The 22,532-nt window shown below is 70.6% G+C and carries 12 protein-coding genes and 1 pseudogene; 7 read left to right on the top strand and 6 right to left on the bottom strand.

The annotated features are described in order from the left end of the window. The first annotated feature begins 3 nt into the window (after window positions 1-3). The 4 genes from ACFU8W_RS26035 to ACFU8W_RS26020 all read left to right on the top strand — a co-directional run bounded on the left by ACFU8W_RS26035 (window position 4) and on the right by ACFU8W_RS26020 (window position 7,139). Entirely contained in the window at window positions 4-1,389 is a 1,386-nt protein-coding gene (locus ACFU8W_RS26035) for a carbohydrate ABC transporter permease (protein WP_384041651.1), read from the top strand. A gap of 97 nt (window positions 1,390-1,486) precedes the next feature. After that, a complete protein-coding gene (locus ACFU8W_RS26030) occupies window positions 1,487-2,362 on the top strand; it encodes a carbohydrate ABC transporter permease (RefSeq protein WP_345517822.1) in 876 nt (291 codons plus the stop codon). Between the two features lie 181 nt (window positions 2,363-2,543). Then, a complete protein-coding gene (locus ACFU8W_RS26025) occupies window positions 2,544-4,877 on the top strand; it encodes a CDP-glycerol glycerophosphotransferase family protein (protein WP_384041648.1) in 2,334 nt (777 codons plus the stop codon). Window positions 4,878-4,934: 57 nt separating this feature from the next. Beyond that, window positions 4,935-7,139, top strand: coding sequence for a CDP-glycerol glycerophosphotransferase family protein (locus ACFU8W_RS26020; protein ID WP_384041645.1), 2,205 nt, complete (start codon window positions 4,935-4,937; stop codon window positions 7,137-7,139). An 87-nt stretch (window positions 7,140-7,226) separates the two neighbouring features. Here the strand turns inward: ACFU8W_RS26020 and ACFU8W_RS26015 are convergent, their stop codons facing one another. The 5 genes from ACFU8W_RS26015 to ACFU8W_RS25995 all read right to left on the bottom strand — a co-directional run bounded on the left by ACFU8W_RS26015 (window position 7,227) and on the right by ACFU8W_RS25995 (window position 16,342). Then, entirely contained in the window at window positions 7,227-7,601 is a 375-nt protein-coding gene (locus tag ACFU8W_RS26015) for a hypothetical protein (RefSeq protein WP_376662555.1), read from the bottom strand. 82 nt (window positions 7,602-7,683) lie between these two features. Beyond that, window positions 7,684-9,201, bottom strand: a complete 1,518-nt coding sequence (locus ACFU8W_RS26010) for a methyltransferase domain-containing protein (RefSeq protein WP_384041641.1) — start codon at window positions 9,199-9,201, stop codon at window positions 7,684-7,686. A 30-nt stretch (window positions 9,202-9,231) separates the two neighbouring features. After that, window positions 9,232-10,473, bottom strand: coding sequence for a hypothetical protein (locus ACFU8W_RS26005; RefSeq protein WP_384041638.1), 1,242 nt, complete (start codon window positions 10,471-10,473; stop codon window positions 9,232-9,234). Window positions 10,474-10,711: 238 nt separating this feature from the next. Next, window positions 10,712-14,254, bottom strand: coding sequence for a CDP-glycerol glycerophosphotransferase family protein (locus ACFU8W_RS26000; protein ID WP_384041875.1), 3,543 nt, complete (start codon window positions 14,252-14,254; stop codon window positions 10,712-10,714). Between the two features lie 96 nt (window positions 14,255-14,350). Further along, window positions 14,351-16,342 (bottom strand): CDP-glycerol glycerophosphotransferase family protein, encoded by a 1,992-nt coding sequence (locus ACFU8W_RS25995; protein WP_384041635.1) that lies wholly within the window; start codon window positions 16,340-16,342, stop codon window positions 14,351-14,353. 102 nt (window positions 16,343-16,444) lie between these two features. Between ACFU8W_RS25995 and ACFU8W_RS25990 the strand changes: the two are divergent. Beyond that, window positions 16,445-19,882: pseudogene (locus ACFU8W_RS25990) on the top strand (CDP-glycerol glycerophosphotransferase family protein); the annotation flags it as partial. A 12-nt stretch (window positions 19,883-19,894) separates the two neighbouring features. On the opposite strand, the gene ACFU8W_RS25985 reads toward ACFU8W_RS25990, so the two are convergent. Next, window positions 19,895-20,503, bottom strand: coding sequence for a TetR/AcrR family transcriptional regulator (locus ACFU8W_RS25985; RefSeq protein ID WP_326792367.1), 609 nt, complete (start codon window positions 20,501-20,503; stop codon window positions 19,895-19,897). Between the two features lie 184 nt (window positions 20,504-20,687). Here ACFU8W_RS25985 and ACFU8W_RS25980 point away from each other — a divergent pair, with 184 nt between their 5' ends. Continuing rightward, window positions 20,688-21,602, top strand: a complete 915-nt coding sequence (locus tag ACFU8W_RS25980; RefSeq protein WP_345518459.1) for an ABC transporter permease — start codon at window positions 20,688-20,690, stop codon at window positions 21,600-21,602. A 4-nt stretch (window positions 21,603-21,606) separates the two neighbouring features. Further along, entirely contained in the window at window positions 21,607-22,386 is a 780-nt protein-coding gene (locus ACFU8W_RS25975; RefSeq protein WP_266990700.1) for an ABC transporter ATP-binding protein, read from the top strand. Window positions 22,387-22,532: the final 146 nt, after the last annotated feature.

Genomic DNA, 22,532 nt, shown 5'->3' with positions numbered 1-22,532 from the left:
GGGATGACGACAGCGACAGCGGGGGGCGCCGACGCGGTGCCCCCCGCCGACAAGCGTCCCCCTGAGCGCTCAGTGCGCCCCGATCTCACAAGCCCGCGCCGGAGTGTGACCGGCACCCGGAAGATCATCGCAACGATCTTCCTGCTGCCTGCGCTGGTGCTGCTCGGTGCGCTCGTGGTCTATCCGATCGTGTACTCCGTCTACCGGTCGTTCTTCGACCAGTCGGGTACGGGCTTCGCCGGCCTCGACAACTACAAGGCGCTGTTCACGGACGACACCATCCGCACAGCGGTCAAGAACAACGCGATCTGGGTCGTCTTCGCGCCGACGATCTCCACCGCGCTGGGGCTGATCTTCGCGGTGCTGACCGAGCGGATCCGCTGGGGCACGGCGTTCAAGCTGATCGTCTTCATGCCGATGGCGATCTCGATGCTGGCGGCAGGCATCATCTTCCGGCTGGTGTACGACCAGGCGCCGGAGCGGGGGGTCGCCAACGCCGTCTGGGTGGGTGTGCACGACACGTTCGCCGAGTCGGCCGGCTATCCGAAGGCGCATCCGCTGCCGGTCCATCCGCTGAAGGCGGGCGGCGGCGGGTCGTTCGTCACGAAGGCGCCGGTACAGGCCGGCGTACCCGTGCGGTTGCCGCTGGTCGGTGTGGCGCCCACGAAGATGCCGACGGACGCGAAGCCGGCGAAGGCGGCCCCGACGGAGTCCGGGAAGGTCACCGGCACCGCGTGGCTGGACTTCACCAAGGGCGGCGGCGGGAAGCCCAATGTCGTCGACACCAAGGAACTCGGCCTCAAGGGGCTCAAGGTCGAGGCGGTCAAGGGCGGCAAGGTGGTCGGCTCGGCGACGGCCGCCGCGGACGGTACGTTCACCCTGCCCGCCTCCGCCGACGGCGCCCTGCTCAAGCTACCCGCATCGAACTTCAGGGAGCCGTACAACGGGGTCGACTGGCTCGGCCCGTCCCTGGTGACACCCGGGATCATCGGGAGTTACGTCTGGATGTGGGCGGGCTTCGCCATGGTGCTGATCGCGGCGGGCCTTGCGGGTCTGCCACGTGAACTCCTCGAAGCGGCCCGGGTGGACGGGGCGAACGAGTGGCAGGTGTTCCGCCGGATCACCGTGCCGATGCTCGCGCCCGTCCTGGCGGTGGTGCTGGTCACCCTGATGATCAACGTGCTGAAGATCTTCGATCTGGTCTTCATCATCGCGCCGGGCTCCTCCCAGGACGACGCGAACGTCCTGGCGCTGCAGCTGTACCGGTCCTCGTTCGGCACGGACGCGGATCTCGGGATCGGCAGCGCCATCGCCGTACTCCTGCTGCTGCTGGTGATCCCGGTGATGATCTTCAATATTCGGCGGATTCGGAAGGAGGGGCGCCGATGACGACTCCGTCGGCCACGGCCGCCTCCGGCCGGGGGTCCGGGGGTTGTCCCCCGGGAAAGCACAGCAATATTCGGCGGATTCGGAAGGAGGGGCGCCGATGACCACGCCTACGGCGAAGGCGACGCAGTCCCTCGGCTCACGGATCGCGGCCCGCACCGGCGGCGGCGCGATGCGGGTCTTCCTCATCCTGGTGGGCCTGTTCTGGCTGATGCCGACCATCGGGCTGCTCCTCTCCTCGTTGCGCGGCGCCGACGACATCGCGGCGACGGGCTGGTGGAAGGTCTTCACCGCCCCGTCCGAGCTCACCTTCGACAACTACAGTCGGCTGCTGGACAATTCGACCATTACCCACTCCCTGCTGAGTACGGTCATGATCACCGTGCCCGCGACCGTCCTGGTCGTGGTGATCGGTTCACTGGCCGGGTACGCCTTCGCCTGGATGGACTTCCCCGGCCGCGACTGGTGGTTCCTGCTGGTCGTCGGGTTGCTGGTGGTCCCCGTGCAGGTCGCCCTCGTCCCGGTCTCCAAGCTCTTCGGTGAAATCGGGATCTTCGAGACGACGCTCGGCGTGATTCTCTTCCACACCGCCTTCGGGCTGCCGTTCGCGATCTTCCTGCTGCGGAATTTCTTCGCGGAGATCCCGCGTGAACTCCTGGAGGCGGCACGGCTCGACGGGGCCGGCGAGATCCGGCTCTTCACCCGGGTCGTGATGCCGCTGGGCGGTCCGGCGATCGCCTCGCTGGGGATCTTCCAGTTCCTCTGGGTGTGGAACGACATGCTGGTCGCCCTGATCTTCGCGGACTCCGACTCCCCGCCGATCACCGTGGCGCTGCAGCAGCAGGTGCGGCAGTTCGGCAACAACATCGATGTGCTGGCGCCCGGCGCCTTCGTCTCGATGGTGATTCCGCTCGCGGTGTTCTTCGCCTTCCAGCGCCAGTTCGTCTCCGGCGTGATGGCGGGGGCGGTGAAGTAGCCGCACACCGAACCGACCGGAATCATCAGATGCGCGTCAACGTGGGGCGGGTCCCGTTACCCATAACGGGACCCGCCCCACCTGGCACTTCGCGCGAAGGCCACGTTCGGCGTAACCCTCGCACTCCATCGGCCGTTTGCGGACCACCCGCCCGCGCCAGCGAACGACCCATGGATGTGTTGTGCCCCGGTTCAGTGTCATCGTGCCCGCGTACCAGGTTCAGGCGTATCTGGACGAGAGCCTGGACTCGGTGCTGACCCAGTCCTTCGAGGACTTCGAGATCATTGCGGTCGACGACTGCTCCCCCGATTCCTGCGGCGCGATCATCGACGGGTTCGCCGCACGCGACAGCCGGGTACGGCCCCTGCACCTGCCGGAGAACGTGGGTCTCGGCCTCGCCCGCAACGCCGGAATCGCGGAGGCCACCGGCGATTATCTGATCTTCCTGGACAGCGACGACACCCTCGCCCCCGGCGCCCTGCGGGCCATCGCCGACCGGATCGGGGAGACCGGCGAACCCGACGTCCTGGTCTACGACTACGCCCGGACGTACTGGACCGGCGAAAGGGTACGCAACACGTTCGCCGAGCATCTCACCGAGACCGGCCCTGCCACGTTCACGCTCGCCGACCGGCCCGGCCTGCTGAAGGTCCTGATGGTCGTCTGGAACAAGGCGTACCGCCGCGCGTTCGTCGAGGCCGAGGGGTTCACCTTCCCGCCCGGCTACTACGAGGACACCCCCTGGACCTACCCGGTGCTGATGGCCGCCGGTTCGATCGCGGTCCTCGACCAGGTGTGCGTCGGCTACCGGCAGCGGCGTCAGGGCAACATCCTCTCCACCACCAGCCGCAAGCACTTCGACATCTTCGACCAGTACGACCGGGTCTTCGCGTTCATCGACGCCCGCCCCGCACTCGCCGCGTGGCGGCCGGTGATCTTCCGCAGGATGCTCGACCATTTCTCGACGCTGTTCACCACCCGCGGCAGGCTGCCGCACGGCAGCCGCACCGAGTTCTTCCGCCGCGCCCGCGCCCACTGCGCCCGCTACCGCACCCCCGGTGCCCCCGCCGCGCGGCGCGCCCGGCTGCGCCACGGACTGATCCGGGTCGGCGCCCATCGCACATACCGCGCCCTGTGGTCCGCGAAGCTGCTGCGCGGGCGGCTGCGCCGACTCACCGGGGCCATGCGCCGGGTGGCGCGGGCCGCCTCGCTCCAGGCCTATTACCGCATCCAGCTGCGGCTGCCGGTCCGCGCGGACCGGGCGGTGTTCGCCGCGTACTGGCATCGCGGCTACGCCTGCAACCCGGCGGCGATCGAGGCGAAGGCCCGCGAACTGGTGCCCGGGCTGCACACGTCCTGGATCTGCCGCCCCGAGGACGCGCACACCGTCCCCACCGGGACCCGTCCGCTCGCCCCGGGGTCGTACCGCTACTGGCAGGCTCTCGCGCGCTCCAAGTACCTGGTGAACAACGTCAACTTCGACCGGCGGCTGGTGAAGCGGCCCGGCCAGGTGCTGCTCCAGACCCATCACGGCACCCCGCTGAAGACAATGGGCCTGGATCTTCAGGACCGTCCCGCGGCGGCCCGCTCCATGGACTTCGAGCGGCTGCTCGCCAACGTCGACAAGTGGGACTTCTCCCTCTCCGCGAACCGGTACTCCACCCTCGTATGGGAGAAGGCGTATCCGTCGGGATCCGCCGACTGCGCAACGCTCGAGTACGGCTATCCGCGCAACGACCTCTTCCAGCGGGCCACCGCCGCCGATGTGGCGCGGCTGCGCGAGTCGGTCGGCGTCCCCGAGGGCGCCATCGCCCTGCTGTACGCCCCCACCCACCGCGACTACCGGCGCACCCAGCACCTCGGCCTCGACCTGGAGCGGGTGGTCCGGGAGCTCGGTCCGGACTTTGTGATCCTGACCCGCGCGCACTACTCGTACGAGGCTCCGCTGGTCCGCGAGCCGCACCCGCGGATCATCGATGTCAGCGGCCATCCGTCGGTCGAGGCGGTCGCGCTCGCCTCCGACGCGCTGGTCACGGACTACTCGTCGCTGATGTTCGACTACGCCAATCTGGACCGGCCCATCGTCATCCACAGCAGTGACCTGGAGGCGTACGAGGCGGCCCGCGGCACCTATTTCGACCTGCACTCCTGCCCGCCGGGCGCCATCGCGCACAGCGAGGACGAGCTGCTCGACATCTTCGCCACCGGCCACTGGCGCGGCTCCCGCTCCGCACAGCTGCGAGCGGTGTTCCGGGCGCGGTTCTGTCCGTACGACGACGGGCACGCGGCGGAGCGGGTGGTGCGCCGGGTCTTCCTGGGCGACACGGACGTGCAGGTGACCGCGGTCCCGCCGGCGGAGCAGCGGCCGGTGCCCGTCGTCGTACCGGCGCCCGCCACGGAACCGGGTTCGCCGGCCGTCCCCGCTGCGAGGGGTTCCGGGGCCGTTCCGGCGGACCGGCAGGCGGCGCCCGCCGAGCGCGGCCTCGCCGGGGCGCAGTCCGTCGAGGGGACCTGATCGTCGTCTCTCCTCCCAGCTTTGCCCCGCTGTGCCAGTCACCGAGAAAGAGCGTGTATGCCCCGGCTGAGTGTCATCATCCCCGTCCGTCGCGCCCGCGGACATCTGCGCGAGTGCCTGGAGTCGGTGCTCTCGCAGTCGTTCACGGACATCGAGGTCATCGGTGTCGATGACGGGGCGCCGGACGGCTCGGGACTGCTGCTCGACGAGTTCGCCGCCCGGGACGACCGGGTGCAGACCGTCCACCTCCCGGCGGACGAGGGTGCGGGCGCCGCCGGTCGGCGCAACGCCGGGGCGGAGCGGGCGGTCGGCGACTATTTCCTCTTCCTGGAGGGGAACTTCGTCCTGTTGCCGGGCGCGTTGCAGGCCGTCGCCGACCGGCTCGATGCCACGGGCGACCCGGACCTGCTGCTGTTCGGCCACCACAAGCGGCCGTTCCGCGGCCGCCCCCGGCCGACCCGGTCGCTGGAGTTGCTGCGCGAACTGCCCGCCGGCCGACTCACCCTCGCCGAGCACTCCGGGCTCCTCGACATCGCCCCGGTCTCCTGGAACCGAGCCGTGCGCCGCACCCTCCACGAGTCGGAGAAGCTGGCCTTCGGACCTGGACAGCACGGAGAGCGGATGTACGCGCTCCAGACGCTGGCCACCGCCGCATCGGTCGCCGTTCTGCCGCGCGCCTGTGTCGAACACCGCCGGCAGCGCTATCTGCCGGACCTCGCCGACGAGTCGGAGCCGACGGACGGCACGACGCCGCTCCAGCTGGTGGAGGCGTACGCCGGGCTGATGACGTTCCTCGGGGGCCGGCCGGTGCTGCACCCGCTGCGCACCCTCCTCTTCGACCGGGCCGCCCAGGAACTCCTCGGCGGATATCCGTCGGTGAAGCGGCGGCTCAGGCGACGGTACGTCCGGTCCGTGGCCGCGTTCCACCGTACGCACCGGCCCGAGGGGCACCGCTTCCCCGGCGGCGCCAAGGGACTGCGCCCGCGGCTGATCGGCGCCGGCCGATACGTGGCGCTCGGCGCCCTCGACACCGTGCTCGCCCTGCGCCGGGGTGCGCGCTCCGCACCCGCGGCACTCCGCGCACAGGCCAAGGCCAGGCTGTCCGCGCGCTACTACTGGTGGCAGCGCAGGCGCCCGCTCGACCGCGGGCTCGCCGTCTACGCCGCGTACTGGAACCGCGGCGTCAGCTGCAATCCGGAAGCAATCTTCCGCAAGGCCCAGGAGCTGGCTCCCGGAGTGCGCGGGGTGTGGGTGGTGTCGAAGAACCAGGTGGACGCGGTGCCACCCGGCATCGACCACGTGGTGCCGGGGACCCGCCGCTACTGGGCGCTGCTGGCCCGCGCCACGTACTTCTTCAACAACGTCAACTTCCCCGACCACCTGGTCAAACGCCCCGGCCAGATCCATGTCATGACCCACCACGGCACCCCGCTGAAGATCATGGGCCTGGATCAGATGGAGTATCCGGCGGCGGCGCAGGGCCTGAACTTCGACCGGCTGCTCCAGCGGGTCGACCGGTGGGACTGGAGCGTCTCCGCCAATCCGCACTCCACGGAGGTGTGGGCCCGCGCCTACCCGAGCGCCGCGCGCTCGCTGGAAACCGGCTACCCGCGCAACGACGTCCTGACGACGGCCACGGGCGCACAGATCGCGAAGATCCGGGCCGGTCTCGGTATCCGGCCCGGGCAGCGCGCCGTGCTGTACGCGCCGACGCACCGCGACTACGAGGCGTCGTTCACCAGCCGGATCGATCTGGAACGGCTCGCCGATGCGCTCGGCCCGGGCACCGTGATCATGGTCCGCGCGCACTACTTCTACGACGGTGCGGGGCTGCCGGACCGTCCGACGCTCCTCGATGTCTGCGACCATCCGCGGATCGAGGAGCTGTGCCTGGCGGCCGACGCGCTGGTGACGGACTACTCGTCGGTGATGTTCGACTACGCGGCACTGGACCGCCCGATCGTGGTGCACGCCCCGGACTGGGAGACGTACCGCACGGTCCGGGGGGTCTGCTTCGATCTGCTGTCCGGGGCGCCGGGCGACACTCCCGGGGCGGTCTCCACCAGTACGGAGGAACTCGCCCGGATCCTCCTCGACGGCAGCTGGGACAGCGCGGAGAACGGGGCGCTGCGGGCGGCGTTCCGGGCGCGGTTCTGTCCGTACGACGACGGGCACGCGGCGGAACGGGTGGTGCGGGCGGTGCTGCTGGGAGAACCGGCGGCGCCCGGCGGGCCTCTGCCATCGATCACCGGACGGGCTTGATCGTCCCGCCCGGCGAGGGGGTCCCTCCCATGCCCTCGAGGCTATGGGGGGAGATCGATGGCACGCACGCGGCCCCGGGGATGCGCCTCAGCGCTGCTGGCCCGCCATGACCGTGGCGAGGCCGATGACCACAAGCAGCGAGCCGCCCCAGGTCCACATCGAGGTCCGCTCGTGCAGCACCGTCGATCCGGCCATCACGATCAGCAGGTAGCCGAGCGCGTTGAACGGGTACGCGATGCTGAGCGGCACCTTGGCCAGCGTCGCCATCCAGGCGAGCGCGGAGACCGCGAAGACGACCAGTCCGAGGACGACCCACGGGCTGGTCGCGGCGCGGATCGCGAGCGATCCGCCGTCGCGCCCGGCCGCCGCCGCGGCGCCCTTCATACCGTGCTTGAGCATGATCTGGCCGCCCGCCGACGCGAACACGGCGAACAGGAGCAGCGTCAGGCTGGGCAGGGTCAAGGTCTTGTTCCTGACTGCGGGGGCGGGCGGCGGCCCGGGAGCGCGTGAGGGGGCGGGCACGGAGGCGGCGGGAGCCGCGGTCTCAGACCCCGACCCGGTCGGCAGGGACGTACTGTCGGTTGAGGATGTCCTGAACATCGACGTGCTCTCCAGCGATGATCGTCTCGGCCGCATGCGGGGTGAGCAGTGCGACGTGCTGATAGCCGAACAGCGTCGGCCGGATCCGGGTCAGCAGCTTCGAGAGCCCGCTGAGGATCGCGGGCAGGGGGCCGCGGCCGCCGAGCAGGGACCAGAACGGCGCCCCGGTGGAGGCGATGTCGAGGACGTCGTAGCCCGCGTTCCGGACGGTGCGGCGAAGGCTGGCCCGGGTGAAGAAACGCAGATGCGTTTCGTCGAGGATGCCGCGCCGGTCGTAGTCGAAGATCCCGAGCGCGACCCGCAGCCGTGAGTACCAGTGGCTGAAGTTCGGTACGGAGAGAAGTACCTGGCCGCCCGGCCGCAGCACGGTCGCCACCTCGGCGAGGACGCGTTCGGGGCGGGAGAGGTGCTCGATGACATCGCCGGCGACCACATAGTCGAAGTCGACGCCGATCTCGGCGGGCAGCCCCTCCTCCAGGTTGGCGAGATGGAAGTGTGTGCACTTGTCGCGGACCCCTGGCACCTCGATGTAGTCGACACCGGTCACTTCATGGCCAAGGGATTCGAGACGCTGGGCGAACAGCCCGCCGGAACAGCCGAGATCGAGCACGCGGCCGGGCGGGAGCGCCCGCATCTTCTCCAGGATGACGGCGTGGGAGGAGCCGTCGCCCTCCTTGAAGGCGTACTCGACGGGCTTGGGGATCCAGGCGCAGGTGCCGAATCCCTTGACGGCGAGGCGGTATTCGAGGACGTCCTTCACGACGTCCTTCGCGTACTTCATGCCGTTGACGTAGCAGATCTCGTCGCCGTAGTACGTCGGTACGGGGATCTCCTTGATCCGCATTCCTTCGTTGAGCAGCTGGACGATGATCTGCGTGTCGAAGTCGAACGCGTCGGTGTTCCGGCCGATCGGCAGTTTCTTGAGTGCCGCGACGCTGTAGGCACGGTAGCCGGAGTGGAATTCGGTGAGCTGCGAGCCGAGGAGCCCGTTCTCCAGCCGGGTGAGAATGCGGTTGCCGAGCCATTTGTACATCGGCATGCCGCCCTTGAGGGCGCTGCCGGACTTCATCATCCGCGATCCGAACACGGCTTCGCATTCGCCGCGTTCAATGGGGCCGACCATGTCGGGAAGCAATTCGGGGGCGTACTGTCCGTCCGCGTGCAGCAGCACGATGATGTCGAGTCCGTGTTCGGCGGCCAGCGCGTATCCGGCCTTCTGGTTCCCGCCGTATCCGAGGTTCTTGGTGTGCCGCATCACGACGGTCCTGGGCATCCCCTCCGTCAGGGACCAGCGGCAGCCTGCGGTGAAGGTCGCGTCATGGCTCGCGTCGTCGAGAATGAGGACCTCCGAGATCCGGGGCCGGAAATCCTCCGGAATGCGGTCGAGGGTGTTCTCCAGCGTCGTCTCGGCGTTGTACGCGACCACCAGGATGCCGATCCTGGGGCTGGTGCTTTCCTTCACGGGAGGTTCTCCAGTTGTGCTCGGATGTGGTCATTTGACGGCGGAACCGGACGGCTGTGAGGCACGGGGCGCCGTGACCGACGCCCGTTCGGCGGAGGTCGGCGAGGGCGCGTCCGGCGGGGCGGCGAGGATCTTGCGGACGCCGGTGACCAGTCCGATCGCGAGGACGAACCACCCGGCGGCGCCGAGCTGCAGCACCGTTTCGCTCCAGCGCACGGCGGAGCGTCCCTGGTAGCCGAGGACGGCCGTCCAGCCGAGCAGGCAGCTGTACGCGAGTCCCTCCCAGAACCCGATGACGAACATCGCGGCTGCCGCCCAGGTCAGGTACTGGAGGGCTGAGGCGGTGGAGAGGAGAAGCAGCAGGCCCATCGTCACGGCGACGACCCCGGGCAGCTGCGCGGGCCGCACCCAGGCCAGCCAGACTCCGGCGGCCACGCAGATCAGCACGAAAAGGAAGTGGCCCTCGCCGCGGATGAAGGCGATGAACGGCTCCGGCAGACCGAGCACATCGGCGAACCGGACGAGCCCCCAGAGGCGGTAGTTGCCGCCCGCGTACCCCAGAACGTTCTCCTTCAGGTTCTCCGGCACAGTCACCAGGACCGGCCCCCAGACGAGGGCGATCAGGGCGGCGAACCCCGCGGTGAAGCGGACGAACACCGGCCGCCCGCCGCGCAGCGCGACGACGAACAGCGCGGGGATCACCACGACGGGGATGAACTTGACGCTGATGCAGAGCGCGGCGGCCACCCCCGCGGCCAGCGGCGCCTTCCGGTCGGCCAGCAGATACGCGGCGGCGAGGGCGAAGGTGACGGCGACCGCGTCGGTGTTGCCGTGGTACCCGGAGGTGGCGATCAGCACGGGGCTGAGGGCCACGCCCGCTCCGCAGGCGACGGCGGTACGGAGAGAGCCGCGCCGCCGGACGATTTCGAACACGACGAGCGCGCAGAAGAAGTCGGCGATCGAGGCAGGTGATCGGATCAGCGTCCCGAACGACATTCCGATTTCGGAGAGTTCATTCAGCCCGAGAAGCATCCATCCGGCCAATGGAGGATGGTTGTAGACGGGCAGTCCGGGCAGCGGCTGCTCATAAATGCGAACGGGGCCGTACACAGTGATGGCCTTTGCGAAACCTTGGAAAATGCGCACGTCGGCGGGGCCCGGCGTGTTTGCGGCGATCAGCATTCTGACAAGCAGCCCGACGGCCGCGGTGACGAGCACGACGGCTCTTGCACGTCGCACGTTCCAGGTGGCGCACCACATTCGGATACCCATGAAAACAGAACGTAGCAACCAGAGGCCACTATGCAGCGCACCGATCAACGTACTTAGCCGGGAAGGGAATCGATTCCCGGCTCAACAGCACCCGCACCGGATGGCGCGAATCACTCGAACGGTTCATGCAGCCTGCATTCCCGCGAGCCCGTTCGCGTTCATCACCGCTTCACCCCGGGCCCGGTTCCGGCCCCCCACGGCGTACGGGGGCCGGAACCGGGGAACACCACCGCGCCGCCTACAGCATCCGGTCGACCACCCGCTGCGCCGCATGCCCGTCGTCGAGATCGCAGAAGTCCCGCCGAAATGCCTCGTACGCCTGCGCGTGTCCCTCGGTGGCCCGGACCGGATCACGCAGCGCCTCGACGAGTTCGGCGGAGTCGGGGATCAGCGGACCCGGGGCGCGGTTCTCGAAGTCGAAACAGAAGCCGCGCAGGGTGTCGCGGTAGTGGGCCAGGTCGTACGTGTGGAACAGCATCGGGCGTCCGGTCTGCGCGAAGTCGAACATCAGCGAGGAGTAGTCGGTGACCAGCGCGTCGCTGATCAGCATCAGCTCACCGACGTCCCCGTAGCGCGAGACGTCCCGCACGAAGCCGCTTCCGGTGTCCGGAAGCCGGTCGGTGACCAGATAATGGCGGCGCACCAACAACACACTGTCGGCGCCGAGTTCTCGTTCGGCGGCCGCCAGGTCGAGCTGAAGGTCCAGGGCATACCTACCGCCGCCCTGCGGCCGGTCCTCGCGCCAGGTAGGTGCGTACAGCACGACCCGCCTGTCCGAGGGGATCCCCAGCCGCTCCCGCACCGAGGCGGCCACCTTGGTGCGGTCCGAGGCGTGGAAGAGGTCGTTGCGGGGGTAGCCGCACTCCAGCATCTCCCCCCGGTAGCCGAAGGAGCGCCGCAGGACGGGGGTGGAGAAGCTGTTCGGGGAGACGAGGACGCTCCACTGACGTGCGCGCTGTTCAATGCCGGCGATGTAGGCGGCGTTGGCCTGGACGGTGCCTGCGAGGTCGAGACCGATGCGCTTGAGGGGGGTGCCGTGCCAGGTCTGCACGACGGTCTGGCCGTCGCGCCGTTCGAACCACTCGGGCAGCTGGGTGTTGGTGACGATGTGGCGGCTGCGGGCCAGTGCCTCGTGCCAGTCGGCGGAGCCGTGGACGACGGCGGTGGCGCCCGCCGGGATGCGGGCCTGCTGATCACGGACGACCCACAGGTGCTCGAACTCGGTGGTGCGTGCAGTCAGTTCCTCGTAGATCGCCCTCGGTGAGTCGGAGTACTGGCGGCCGTCGAAGCTGCTGTAGAGCACTGCGTCGCGCAGCGGTGCCGCCGTCCGCCGCCGTCCGTACGCCTCGCGCAGCAGCCGCTTGCCGCGGGCGCCGCGTTCGGCGGCGCTGAGCACCGACGCGCAGTCGATGAGCAGCTGATCGTGGTAGCGCCGCTCGATGACGTACCGACGCCCCGCAAGGGTTCGCGTGGCGGGGAGGGTGCGGTGGGCGGCGGCCGGGATGCGCAGCGGCAGGTCGAGCGTGTCGTCTGTGGCGCCCTTCTCGCGGAGGAAGAGGTACCAGTGGCCCTCGCCCAGCGGCAGTGCCCCGCCGGGTGCCTCGACGGCGTCCGGCCGCAGCTCGGCCCGGAACCGACGGGCCTCGACGGGCCCGGAGAGGGTCACCGGGAACACGGCCTCCTCCCGGTGTCCGCTGTGTCGGGCGACCAGCTCGACGGGCCGGTCCGGGTCGTCGGGGAAGGTGCCCTCCAGGAGCAGCAGGCCGTCCTCGGTCCAGCTCGCCAGCTCGCAGGCGGGCTGGACGGTCCGGTCGCTGATCAGCAGATTGCCGCGGGAGCTGGCGGTGAGAGCGAGCTCCCGCCTGGCGCCGTCCGCGCCGCGCGCGACCGGGTAGCGGCCCGGCAGGACGGGTCCCGGCACATCGATCGGTGTCCGGCGGCCGTCCGGCCCGACGAGGTGGAGGCTGTACGGGACGGTGCCCGCGCCCGTCGGCGGCCGGGCGTCGGTCAACGCGCCGAGCGGGATCTCGGCGGTGAAGCGCCGCCAGCCCGCCGCCGACGGCACGGCGCCCTCGTGGACCGCCGCCGGGCCGTCGAAGGAGGTGCCGGAGGGCCGGTGGGTGAGGCCGATCCGCAACGGGCCCGTGCCGAGGCGGTCGCGGATCATGCCGTCGATCACCACGATGCGTGTCCCGTCGCCCGCACCGCCCTCCCGGTGCGTTTCGAACCGGGCGTCGATCCGCTCGGCGTGCAGCACCAGCTTGCCGCTCTCGAAGGCGGGCACGATCCGGTGGTCGCCGTCCGGCCGGTGCACGGGCGGCGGCGCCGCCGCCTCATCCGTGGAGACGTCGGAGCGGCGCAGCATCCCGTGGCCGGCGATGCCGATCTCGAGACGCCAGGTGAGCCGTTCGGCAGGGCCGCCGGGACCGACCCGAAGCCTGGCCGGGTCGACGACCGTCTCGAAGCCGGACCGGTCGTAGTTGTGCAGGCTCTGCCGGGAGCGTGCGGTGGCCTCCGGCTCGTCGACAGTACGCAGCCGAAGCGGCACCAGATGCCGTCGGCCGGCCCGCAGCCAGCCCGCCCGGAACTCGCCGCGCCGCGAGGCCGCGGGCAGGTTGCGGATGTAGGCGTACCCCTTGAGGTGCAGTTTCCCGCCCTGCCAGTGCGCCTCGCGCAGCCGGGCGGTGAGCGGCAGGTCCCGGTCGCCGACGCGCAGCACCGACCGTGGCACGGGCCGGGTCAGTCCGGGGTACGAGGCGCTGCGGCGCCGCACGCCCCGTACGGCGAACGCGCCCGGTTCGGCCTTGTCGTGGGCGAGCAGCGCCAGCAGTTCGTCGATGCGCCGTTCGCGTACGAGGTGCCACATCAGGCGCAGGCGCAGCGGCAGCCCGTCGAGGACGGTGGGGTCGACCTGGTCGGTGAACTCGTTGGCGTACGTGAGGAAGGCGCGGCGGTACTCGTCGTCGCCGTCGGGCAGCGCCTCCATGAAGTACCAGAGGTCGTTGGCGAGGACATGCGCCTCGTAGCGGCGCTTTTCGGCGGCGCTGCGGTGCTCGTCGAGGAAGGTGGAGACGCCCAGTACGTGCGAGGCCCGGTCCTGGATGCCGCGGACGACGGCGCGGCGGGTGGTGATCGATCCTGCCCGGTCGCGCCAGTGGTAGACGGGGTCCTTGACGACGTCGACGGTGCGGGCCAGGAAGTGGGCGGGAAGGACGACGGGAATGTCCTCGTAGAGGGCGCCGACCGGGAAGGCGAAGCCGTGCTCGTTCCAGAAGGACCGGCGGAAGACCTTGTTGCAGGCGATCCGGTCGGCGGCCAGGTCCCAGTCGCGGGAAATGTGGGTGCGCAGCCGGGTGCTCGCCATGGGTTTGCGGAAGTTGGGCGACTGCTGGAGCTTTCCGGAGGCGCGCAGCCGGAGCACATTGCCGGACGCGAGGTCGGAGCCGGTCTCGTCGAGTGCGCCGACGAGGAGTTCGTACGCGCGGGGCGGGAGGATGTCGTCGCTGTCGACGAAGGCGAGGTAGCTGCTGCCCGGGTCGCAGTTGCGGACACCGGTGTTGCGGGCGTGCCCGAGTCCGCCGTTCTTCTGGCTGACCAGCCGGAAGCGGCTGTCCTGTGCGGCGAATGCGGTGGCCAGGGCGGCACTGTCGTCGGTGGACCCGTCGTCGACCATCACCACCTCCAGATCGGCCATGGTCTGCTCCGCGAGGGACTTCAGGCAGTCCGTCAGATAGAGCTCGACGTTGTGGACGGGGACGACGACACTGAGCCGTGGCGGCATGTTGAGCACGTCCGTTCATCGGGGGCCTGGTTGTCCGTATGGCTCAACCCCCGTGAACGCCCGGGGGTCACCGGTTACGGCCTCGAAGGTGTGACATTAGGCGCCGTCCAGGAACAGCCATCGCACGACGCGCTCGGCGGCGCGCCCGTCGTCGTACGGACAGAACCGCTCCCGGAACGCGGCCCGGAGCGCGGTGGTCCGCGCCGACCGCCACTCCCCCGACCGGAACACCTCGATCAGTTCGTCCTCGGTGGTGGCGACGGCGCCCGGGGTGTCGCCGGGGCGGCCGGACAGCAGGTCGAAGTAGGTGCCGCGCGAGGCCCGGTAGGCGGGCCAGTCCGGGGCGTAGCTGATGATCGGGCGGTCCAGGCAGGCGTAGTCGAACATCAGGGACGAGTAGTCGGTGATCAACACGTCGGAGGCGAGGCAGAGTTCCTCGACGGACGGGTGGCCGGTCACGTCGATCACACGGGCGCCGTGCAGCTGCGCGGAACGGCCGTAGAAGTAGTGGGCGCGCACCAGCACCACATGATCCGGACCGAGTTCGCGGGCGAGGCGTTCCAGGTCGAGGCGGGGGACGAAGCCCTTGCGGTAGTCACGGTGGGTCGGCGCGTACAACAGCGCGGTCTGTCCGGGGGAGAGGGAGAGCCGGTCCCGGATTTCGGCCCGCTGCGCGGCGGTGGCGGTGAAGAAGATGTCGTTGCGCGGGTAGCCGAGGTTCAGATGCTCGTACGAGGACGGGTAGACCCGGTCCCAGATCTCGGTGGTGTGCGGGTTGGCGGAGAGGGAGAAGTCCCACTGGTCGGCGTGGGCGACGATCTTCTCGAGGCTGATGCCGTTGGTGAGTGCCGGGTAGGCGCGCTGGTCGAGCCCCATGGTCTTGAGCGGGGTGCCGTGGTGGGTCTGGAGGTAGACCTGGCCCTGGCGCTTGGTGAAGCCGCCGGGGAAGCTGGAGTTGTTGATCAGATACGTGGCGGTGGCCATGGCCCGCCAGTAGGCGCGGGAGCCCTCGACGACATACGGGGTCCCGGGCTCCATCCGGTCGCGGTGGCGGGACGAGACGACCCAGACGCCCCGGATGTGCGGGGCGAGTTCGCGCGCCTTGGCGTGGATCGCGGCAGGGTTGCAGGCGACGCCCCGGTTCCAGTACGCGCCGTAGACCGCGAGGTGGGGGTCGAGCGGCCGGTGCAGGTCGGCGCGGTAGGCGGCGCGCATGACGCGGGCACGCAGCGTCTTCTTCCGGCGGCGCAAGGTGGCGGTGGTCCGGGCGCGCCGGTCGCGAACGGCCTGCTGGGCACGGTGGGCGGTGTAGCTGCCGGGGAGGCCGGCGGCGCGGTGGAAGGCGGGGCGGTCGGGCGGAGCGATCCGGCCGGGGTCGGCGAGCACGGCACGCAGATGGCGGGTGCGCACCTCCTCGACGCGCGGGTCGTGGCCCGTCTCGGTGCGCAGCCGCTCGTACGCGTCGATGACCGCGAAGTGGTGGCGGCCGGGGGTGGTGGCGAAGGTGCCGGTGCGGCGGATGCGGTGGCGGACACAGACCCGGTCGAGCTCGGCGAGGGTGCCCGCGTCGGCCGCGAGGAGTTCGGCACGTTGGACGGGGAGGACGTCCTCGTAGGGACCGTCGGTGAAGTGGAGGCCGTGCGCGGTCCAGAACTCCCGGCGGAAGAGCCGGTTGCGGACGGACGGGAGATCGTCGGCGGGGGCGGTCTCGCCCCACCAGTCGATGCGGTCGTGCCCGAGGAGCAGCACGTCGGGCTCGCTCCGGGCGAGCCGGTCGGCGATCGCTTCCGGTGCGCCCGGTCGCAGCAGGTCGTCCCCATCGAGGAAGAGCAGGTACGTGCCGCGCGCCTCGGCGGCCCCCGCGTTGCGGGCCGGTCCCGCACCGTGATGCCCGGGAAGGCTCAACACCCTTGCCCTGTGGTCGCGTTCGGCGAACTCGGCGGCGATCTCGGCGCTGCCGTCCGTCGATCCGTCGTCGACGACGATCAGTTCGGTCCCGGCGCCCGACCGGTCGAGCACGGACTCCAGGGTCTCCCTGAGATATCCCTGAACGCGATGGACGGGCACGACGACACTGAGACGGAGCATGGCAGCCGAGCGTAACCGCGCACGGACCGCGTACCGAATCGCGTGTTCACCCGTTCGGGTCGGTGCCGGTGACCCGGGGCGCCCGCCCGGGTTGACCCGGGCATGAAGCCTCGTCTCAGTGTCGTCGTACCCGTCCACAACGTCGAGGAGTATCTGGAGCCATGCCTGCGGTCGGTGGCCGAGCAGTCCGTCGACGCCATCGAGGTGGTGCTCGTCGACGACGGCTCGACGGACGGCAGCACGGCGATCGCCGAGGCCTTCGCCGCTCACGACCACCGCTTCCGCTATGTCCGCCAGCCCAATGCGGGGCTGAGCGCGGCCCGTAACGCGGGGGTACGGCACACCACCCCCGGCGTCCCGTATCTGGCGTTCGCCGACAGCGACGACGTCGTCGTCCACGACGCGTACGAGCGGATGCTGGCATCACTGGAGTCGACCGGATCGGACCTGGCGACCGGCAACGTCTGGCGGCTGACCGAGCAGGGCCGGCAGCAGGCCTGGCAGTACCGCTGGCTGACCGGGACCCGCGCGCGCACCCACATCAGCCGGGACCCCCGGCTGCTCGCCGACCGGGTCGCCTGGAACAAGGTGTTCCGGCGTTCGTTCTGGGACCGGCACGCCTTCGCTTTTCCGGAGGGGAAGCTCTACGAGGACACCCCGGTGATGATCCCCGCGCACTTCCTCGCCGGTTCCGTCGATGTGCTGCACGAGCACGTCTACTACTGGCGGGTGCGGGAGGGTTCGATCACCCGGCGGCGTACGGATGTGAAGGGCGTACGGGACCGGATCGCGGCCTGCGAGCAGGTCAGCGCGTTTCTCGGCGGACGGGAGGCGAACAGGGGCGCTCGCCACCGCTACGACGCGTCCTGCCTGCGCGACGACTTCGTGTACTTCCTGGAGGGGCTGCCGATGGGCGGGCCCGAATACCGGGAAGCGTTCATGGCCGGTGCGGGCGCGTTCCTCGACCGTGCGGGGCCTGCGGTCCTCGACGAGCTGCCCGTGGAGCTGCGGATCAAGTGGCAGCTGGTGCGGGAGCGCAGGACGGCCGAGCTGCTGTCGGTACTCGACTTCGAACGGGCCAATGGCGCGGGGACGTTCGCGGTCACCGGTGTGCCCGGACGGCGGCGGGCAGCTTTCCCCGGCGTACCGGAGAGCGCCCGCCCGGCCAGGACCGATCTCCCTGCGGTGGCGCGACTGCTCGGGGCCAAGTGGGGTGGCGACGGGAAGCTCCGGCTGCGCGGATACGCGTACATCCGCAATCTGTCGGCCCCGGCCCCGCGCCACTCGCTGAAGATGGGGATGGTGCGCGCGGCCCGGGGCACACAGCTTCGGACCGTGCCGGTGCGGACCGTTCCCGCCCCTGAGGCGACCATCGACTCCGGCCAGGAGTTGCACAGTTATGACGGGTCCGGCTTCGAGATGGTCCTCGACCCGAGGCGGCTGCGGCCGGGCAGCTGGCTGGTCGGAGTGGTGGTCGCCGGGCACGGTGTGGTGCGGCGCGTCGCGGTGCGGGCCGTGGAGGCGGGTGCGGTCCAACCACTGGTCCACGACCTGGGCGACGGGCGGCGGGCGGTGCTCGACTACCGGTGCGGGCGGCTGCAGCTGACCGTGGCACAGCTGTCCGCCCGGTGCGAGGCCCATCGCACGGGGGACGAGCTGGAGTTGACGGGCCGGCTGTACGGGGTTGCGCGGCCGAAGTCGCTGGTGCTGACGTGCGACGGGTCGCTGGAGAGCGAGTACCGCTACCCGTTCGAGTGCCGGGCCGACGAACGCTTCACGGTACGGATCCCGCTGGCCGACCTCGCCCGCATGGCGGACGCACCCGGCCCGCCGCACCGGACGCCGCGTGAGGTCGAGGCGGAACCCGGCGGGCGGTGGCGGGCACGGCTGATCCTTGCGGACGGCTCCCGCGTGCCGCTCCCCGCCGCACCGGACCTGCCGCTTCCGGCGCTCGCCGACGCGGGGGGCGAACTGGTCCTGGACCTGACCGGGCAGCCGGTCGTGGACCGGGCCGAGTGGACGGCGGACGGGGCGCTGCGCCTGGAGGGCACGGCAGGTTCGGCGGAGGGCGCACCCCCGCTCGTGCTGCGGCATGACGCGCTGCGCGAGACGGTGACCATCCCGGTGGCGTACGGAGAGACGCCCGGGGGCCGGCGCGGCGCAGGCCGATTCACCGCGTTCCTCGCCCCGTCGGTCGCGGCGGGTCTGCACGAGGGGCGCTGGGATTCGCATCTGGGCGGGCTGCCCGTCCGGGTGCTGACCGCGCTCACCGCTCGGCTGCCGCTCCGCAGGAAGGGCGAACCCACCGGCCCTGCCAGGGAGTTCACTCTCGACCGTCGTCACGGCGACCGGCTGACCGTGCACGCAGGCCCGGTCCTCGCACCCGCCGAACGGGGCGCGTACCGCCAGGCCGCCCTGCGTGGCACGTGCTACCCGGCGCAGCGCGCCCTGCCGCTGCGCGACACCGTTCTGTACACCGGCGGCGACTCCCCGCGCGCCGTCCACCACGAACTCGTGCGCCGGGGTGTGGAGTTCGAGCACCTCTGGGTGACGGACGGACGACAGGGGCACCTTCCGCCCACCGCCGTGCCGGTCGTCGAGCACAGCACCGCCTGGTACGAGGCCCTGGCACGGGCGCGCCGGATCGTCACCGCCGACCAGCTCCCCGAGTGGTTCGAGCGGCGCCCCGGGCAGACGGTCGTGCAGACCTGGCACGGCGCCCCGCTCGGCCGCTTCGGCACGGACCTCACCGACTCCCTCTACGTCGACCACCACCACCTGGCGTCCCTGCCGCACCGCGCCGCCCAGTGGTCCGTCCTGGTCTCCCCCAGCAGCTGGGCCACCCCCCATCTGCGCCGCGCGCTCGCCTACGACGGCGAGGTCCTGGAGGCCGGCTCGCCCGCCAACGATCTGCTCTTCGCCGCCGACCGGGAGAAGACCGCCGAGCGGGTACGGCGAAGGCTCGGCATCCCGGCCGGGCGCCAGGTGGTGCTGTACGCACCGACCTACCGGGACCACCTGGCCCACGCGGCCGCCGCCACGGGATCCCACCGCTGTCGCTGGGATCCGGCGCTCGACCCCTCGGCCCTGTCGGAGGCGCTCGGCGACACCCACACCCTGCTGGTGCGCAGGCATCCGCGGGTGACCGGCTCCGTGCCCGACGGCCCCCACGTACGCGATGTGTCCGCGCACCCGGACACCGCCGAGTTGCTGCTGATCGCCGATGTCCTGGTCACCGACTACGCGGGGCTGATGTTCGACTTCGCGCACACCGGCCGGCCCATGCTCTTCCACACGTACGACCTGGAGCACTACCGCGACACCGTGCGGGGCTTCTGCCTCGACTTCGAGACCCGCGCGCCCGGCCCGCTGCTCGTCGGCACGGACGAGATCGCCGGGGCGCTGCGCAACCCCGGCACGCTGGCCGCGTCGGCGCAGCGGCATGCGGAGGCCTACGAGAGCTTCCGCAGGGGCTTCTGCGACCTGGACGACGGCGGGGCGGCGGCCAGGGTCGTGGACCGACTGCTGGCACCACAGGCGGCGGGGGGGCGGTCAGTTCTTCTTGAGGGCGGCAACCGCCGAGGCGGCGAGATCGTCGAGGTACCCCTTGGGCAGCTCGCCGCGGACGACCGCGAGCCGCCAGTAGAGCGGTCCGACGATCAGGTCCAGCGCGCGGTCCGGGTCGCTGTCCTCGGGCAGCTCGCCGCGGGCGACGGCGTCCCGGACGACCACGGCAGCGATGCCCTGCTGCGGGTCCAGCAGGGCCGCCTTGATCGTGTCGGAGATCTCCGGGTTGCGTGCCGCCTCGACCAGCAGGTCCGGGATGACCTGCGAGGCGACGGGGTGACGCAGGGCGTAGGCGGCCAGTTGCAGGACGGCGCGGACGTCCCCGTACAGCGAACCGGTGGCGGGAGCGGGCATGCCCTGGACGGCGACGGCGGAGACCAGGTCGAGAACCAGCGCCAGCTTGGACTTCCAGCGGCGGTAGACGGCGGTCTTGCCGACGCCCGCGCGCCGGGCGATGCCCTCGATCGACATCCGGGCGAAGCCGACCGCCGCCAGTTCCTCGAAGACGGCGCTGCGAATGGCATCGGTGACGTCCTCGCGCAGCACAGCGGCTCCGGCGGGGACGCGACGGCGGGTTCCCGGGTCGGTGGTCATGGCCAGAATGATAGTCCGTAACGACGAAACGGTTGCGTTGCGACGTCCATGCGTCCTACCCTCGACGTAGCGACGATACGGTTCCGTTCCGGCGATCGCGATTGTTCCTGCCCTCCCGTCGAAAGCGATCGTGGTGAGCCAGACAACAGCCTCAGCGACCCCGCCGGCCGCACCGGCCCCGGCGGTGACCGATGCGGACCCCGCCCCCGCTCTCCTCCCGGTGTACGAACCGGGCGAGCTCGCCGCGCTCGCGGCCCGGCACGGGCTGACCGTGAGCGGCGCCCGGCCGACCCTGGGCGCCTACATCCGGCAGCTGTGGGGGCGCAGGCACTTCATCACGGCATTCGCCACCGCCAAGCTCACCGCCCAGTACAGCCAGGCGAAGCTCGGCCAGATCTGGCAGATCATGACCCCGCTGCTCAACGCGACGGTCTACTACTTCATCTTCGGCGTCCTGATGAACACGAAGCGCAACGTCGAGGACTTCGTACCGTTCCTCGTCACGGGCGTCTTCATCTGGACCTTCACCAGCAGCTCGATCACTGCGGGCACCCGCGCGATCAGCGGCAACCTCGGCCTCGTACGGGCCCTGCACTTCCCGCGCGCCTCACTGCCGATCGCCCTGGCCCTGCAACAGCTCCAGCAGCTGCTGTTCTCGCTGGGCGCGCTGGTGCTGATCCTCATCGGGTTCGGGCAGTTCCCGCGGCCGTCCTGGCTGCTGGCCGTTCCGGCACTCTTCCTGCAGGCCGTGTTCAACACCGGCGTCTCGATGGTGGTGGCACGGCTGGCCGCCCGGACCCCGGACATCGCCCAGCTGATGCCGTTCGTCCTGCGCACCTGGATGTACGCCTCCGGCGTCATGTGGAGCATCGACGCGCTGCTCAAGGGAGACCGGGTCCCGCACTTCGTGAAGGTGGCGCTGGAGTGCAATCCGGCCGCCGTCTTCATCGACCTGATGCGGTTCGCCCTGATCGACAGTTTCAGCGGGTCCCAGCTGCCCCCGCATGTGTGGGCCGTCGCCGCGGGCTGGGCGCTCGTGTGCGGGGTGGGCGGCTTCGTGTACTTCTGGAAGGCCGAGGAGCTGTACGGACGTGGCTGAGAACATGAATGGCACCGACGAGCGGGTCCCGACCGTCGTCGTCGACGACGTCCACATCACGTACAAGGTCAATGGCGCCCGTACCGGAAGAGGCAGCGCCACCTCGGCCCTCAGCCGGATCGCCTCTCGACGGCAGGCCCCCGGAGTGCGCGAGGTGCACGCCGTGAAGGGCGTCAGCTTCGCCGCGTACAAGGGCGAGGCGATCGGCCTGATCGGCTCCAACGGCTCCGGGAAGTCGACGCTGCTGAAGGCGATCGCGGGTCTGCTGCCGCCGTCGAAGGGCCGGGTCCACACCCAGGGCCAGCCTTCGCTGCTCGGGGTCAACGCGGCCCTGATGAGCGATCTGACCGGCGAGCGGAACGTCATCCTCGGCGGGCTCGCGATGGGCATGACCCGCGAGGAGATCCGCGAGCGCTACGAGCAGATCGTCAACTTCTCCGGCATCAACGAGAAGGGCGATTTCATCACCCTCCCGATGCGGACGTACTCCTCGGGCATGGGCGCCCGCCTGCGCTTCTCCATCGCCGCCGCCAAGAGCCACGACGTCCTGCTGATCGACGAGGCGCTGTCCACGGGCGACGCCAAGTTCCAGCGGCGCAGCAAGGAGCGCATCATCGAGCTGCGCAAGGAAGCGGGCACGGTCTTCCTGGTCAGTCACAGCAACAAGTCGATCACCGAGACCTGCGACCGGGCGATCTGGCTGGAGGCAGGAACGCTGCGGATGGACGGTCCGGCGAAGGACGTCGTCGCCGCGTACGAGAAGTTCACCACCGCCAAGAAGTAGCGGACCCGAACCGAAGGGGGGCGGCCCCGGCCCGCGCCCGGGGGGGCCCCCCACCGGGCAGTCGCCCCCCCCCCCCCCCGGGGGGCCGCGCACCCACCGCAACCGCCCCGAAGCCACCGCCACGCGCGGGAGGGTAAACAACAGAA

This window comes from Streptomyces sp. NPDC057565, from assembly GCF_042801455.1.
Lineage (GTDB): Bacteria > Actinomycetota > Actinomycetes > Streptomycetales > Streptomycetaceae > Streptomyces > Streptomyces yanii.
This window is presented reverse-complemented; position numbering and strand designations above follow the sequence as displayed.

Coding starts and splice junctions, on each gene's coding strand:
- ACFU8W_RS26035 (WP_384041651.1), top strand. CDS start 4: ATGACGACAGCGACAGCGGGGGGCGCCGACGCGGTGCCCCCCGCCGAC.
- ACFU8W_RS26030 (WP_345517822.1), top strand. CDS start 1,487: ATGACCACGCCTACGGCGAAGGCGACGCAGTCCCTCGGCTCACGGATC.
- ACFU8W_RS26020 (WP_384041645.1), top strand. CDS start 4,935: ATGCCCCGGCTGAGTGTCATCATCCCCGTCCGTCGCGCCCGCGGACAT.
- ACFU8W_RS26005 (WP_384041638.1), bottom strand. CDS start 10,473: ATGGGTATCCGAATGTGGTGCGCCACCTGGAACGTGCGACGTGCAAGA.
- ACFU8W_RS26000 (WP_384041875.1), bottom strand. CDS start 14,254: ATGCCGCCACGGCTCAGTGTCGTCGTCCCCGTCCACAACGTCGAGCTC.
- ACFU8W_RS25995 (WP_384041635.1), bottom strand. CDS start 16,342: ATGCTCCGTCTCAGTGTCGTCGTGCCCGTCCATCGCGTTCAGGGATAT.
- ACFU8W_RS25985 (WP_326792367.1), bottom strand. CDS start 20,503: ATGACCACCGACCCGGGAACCCGCCGTCGCGTCCCCGCCGGAGCCGCT.
- ACFU8W_RS25975 (WP_266990700.1), top strand. CDS start 21,607: ATGAATGGCACCGACGAGCGGGTCCCGACCGTCGTCGTCGACGACGTC.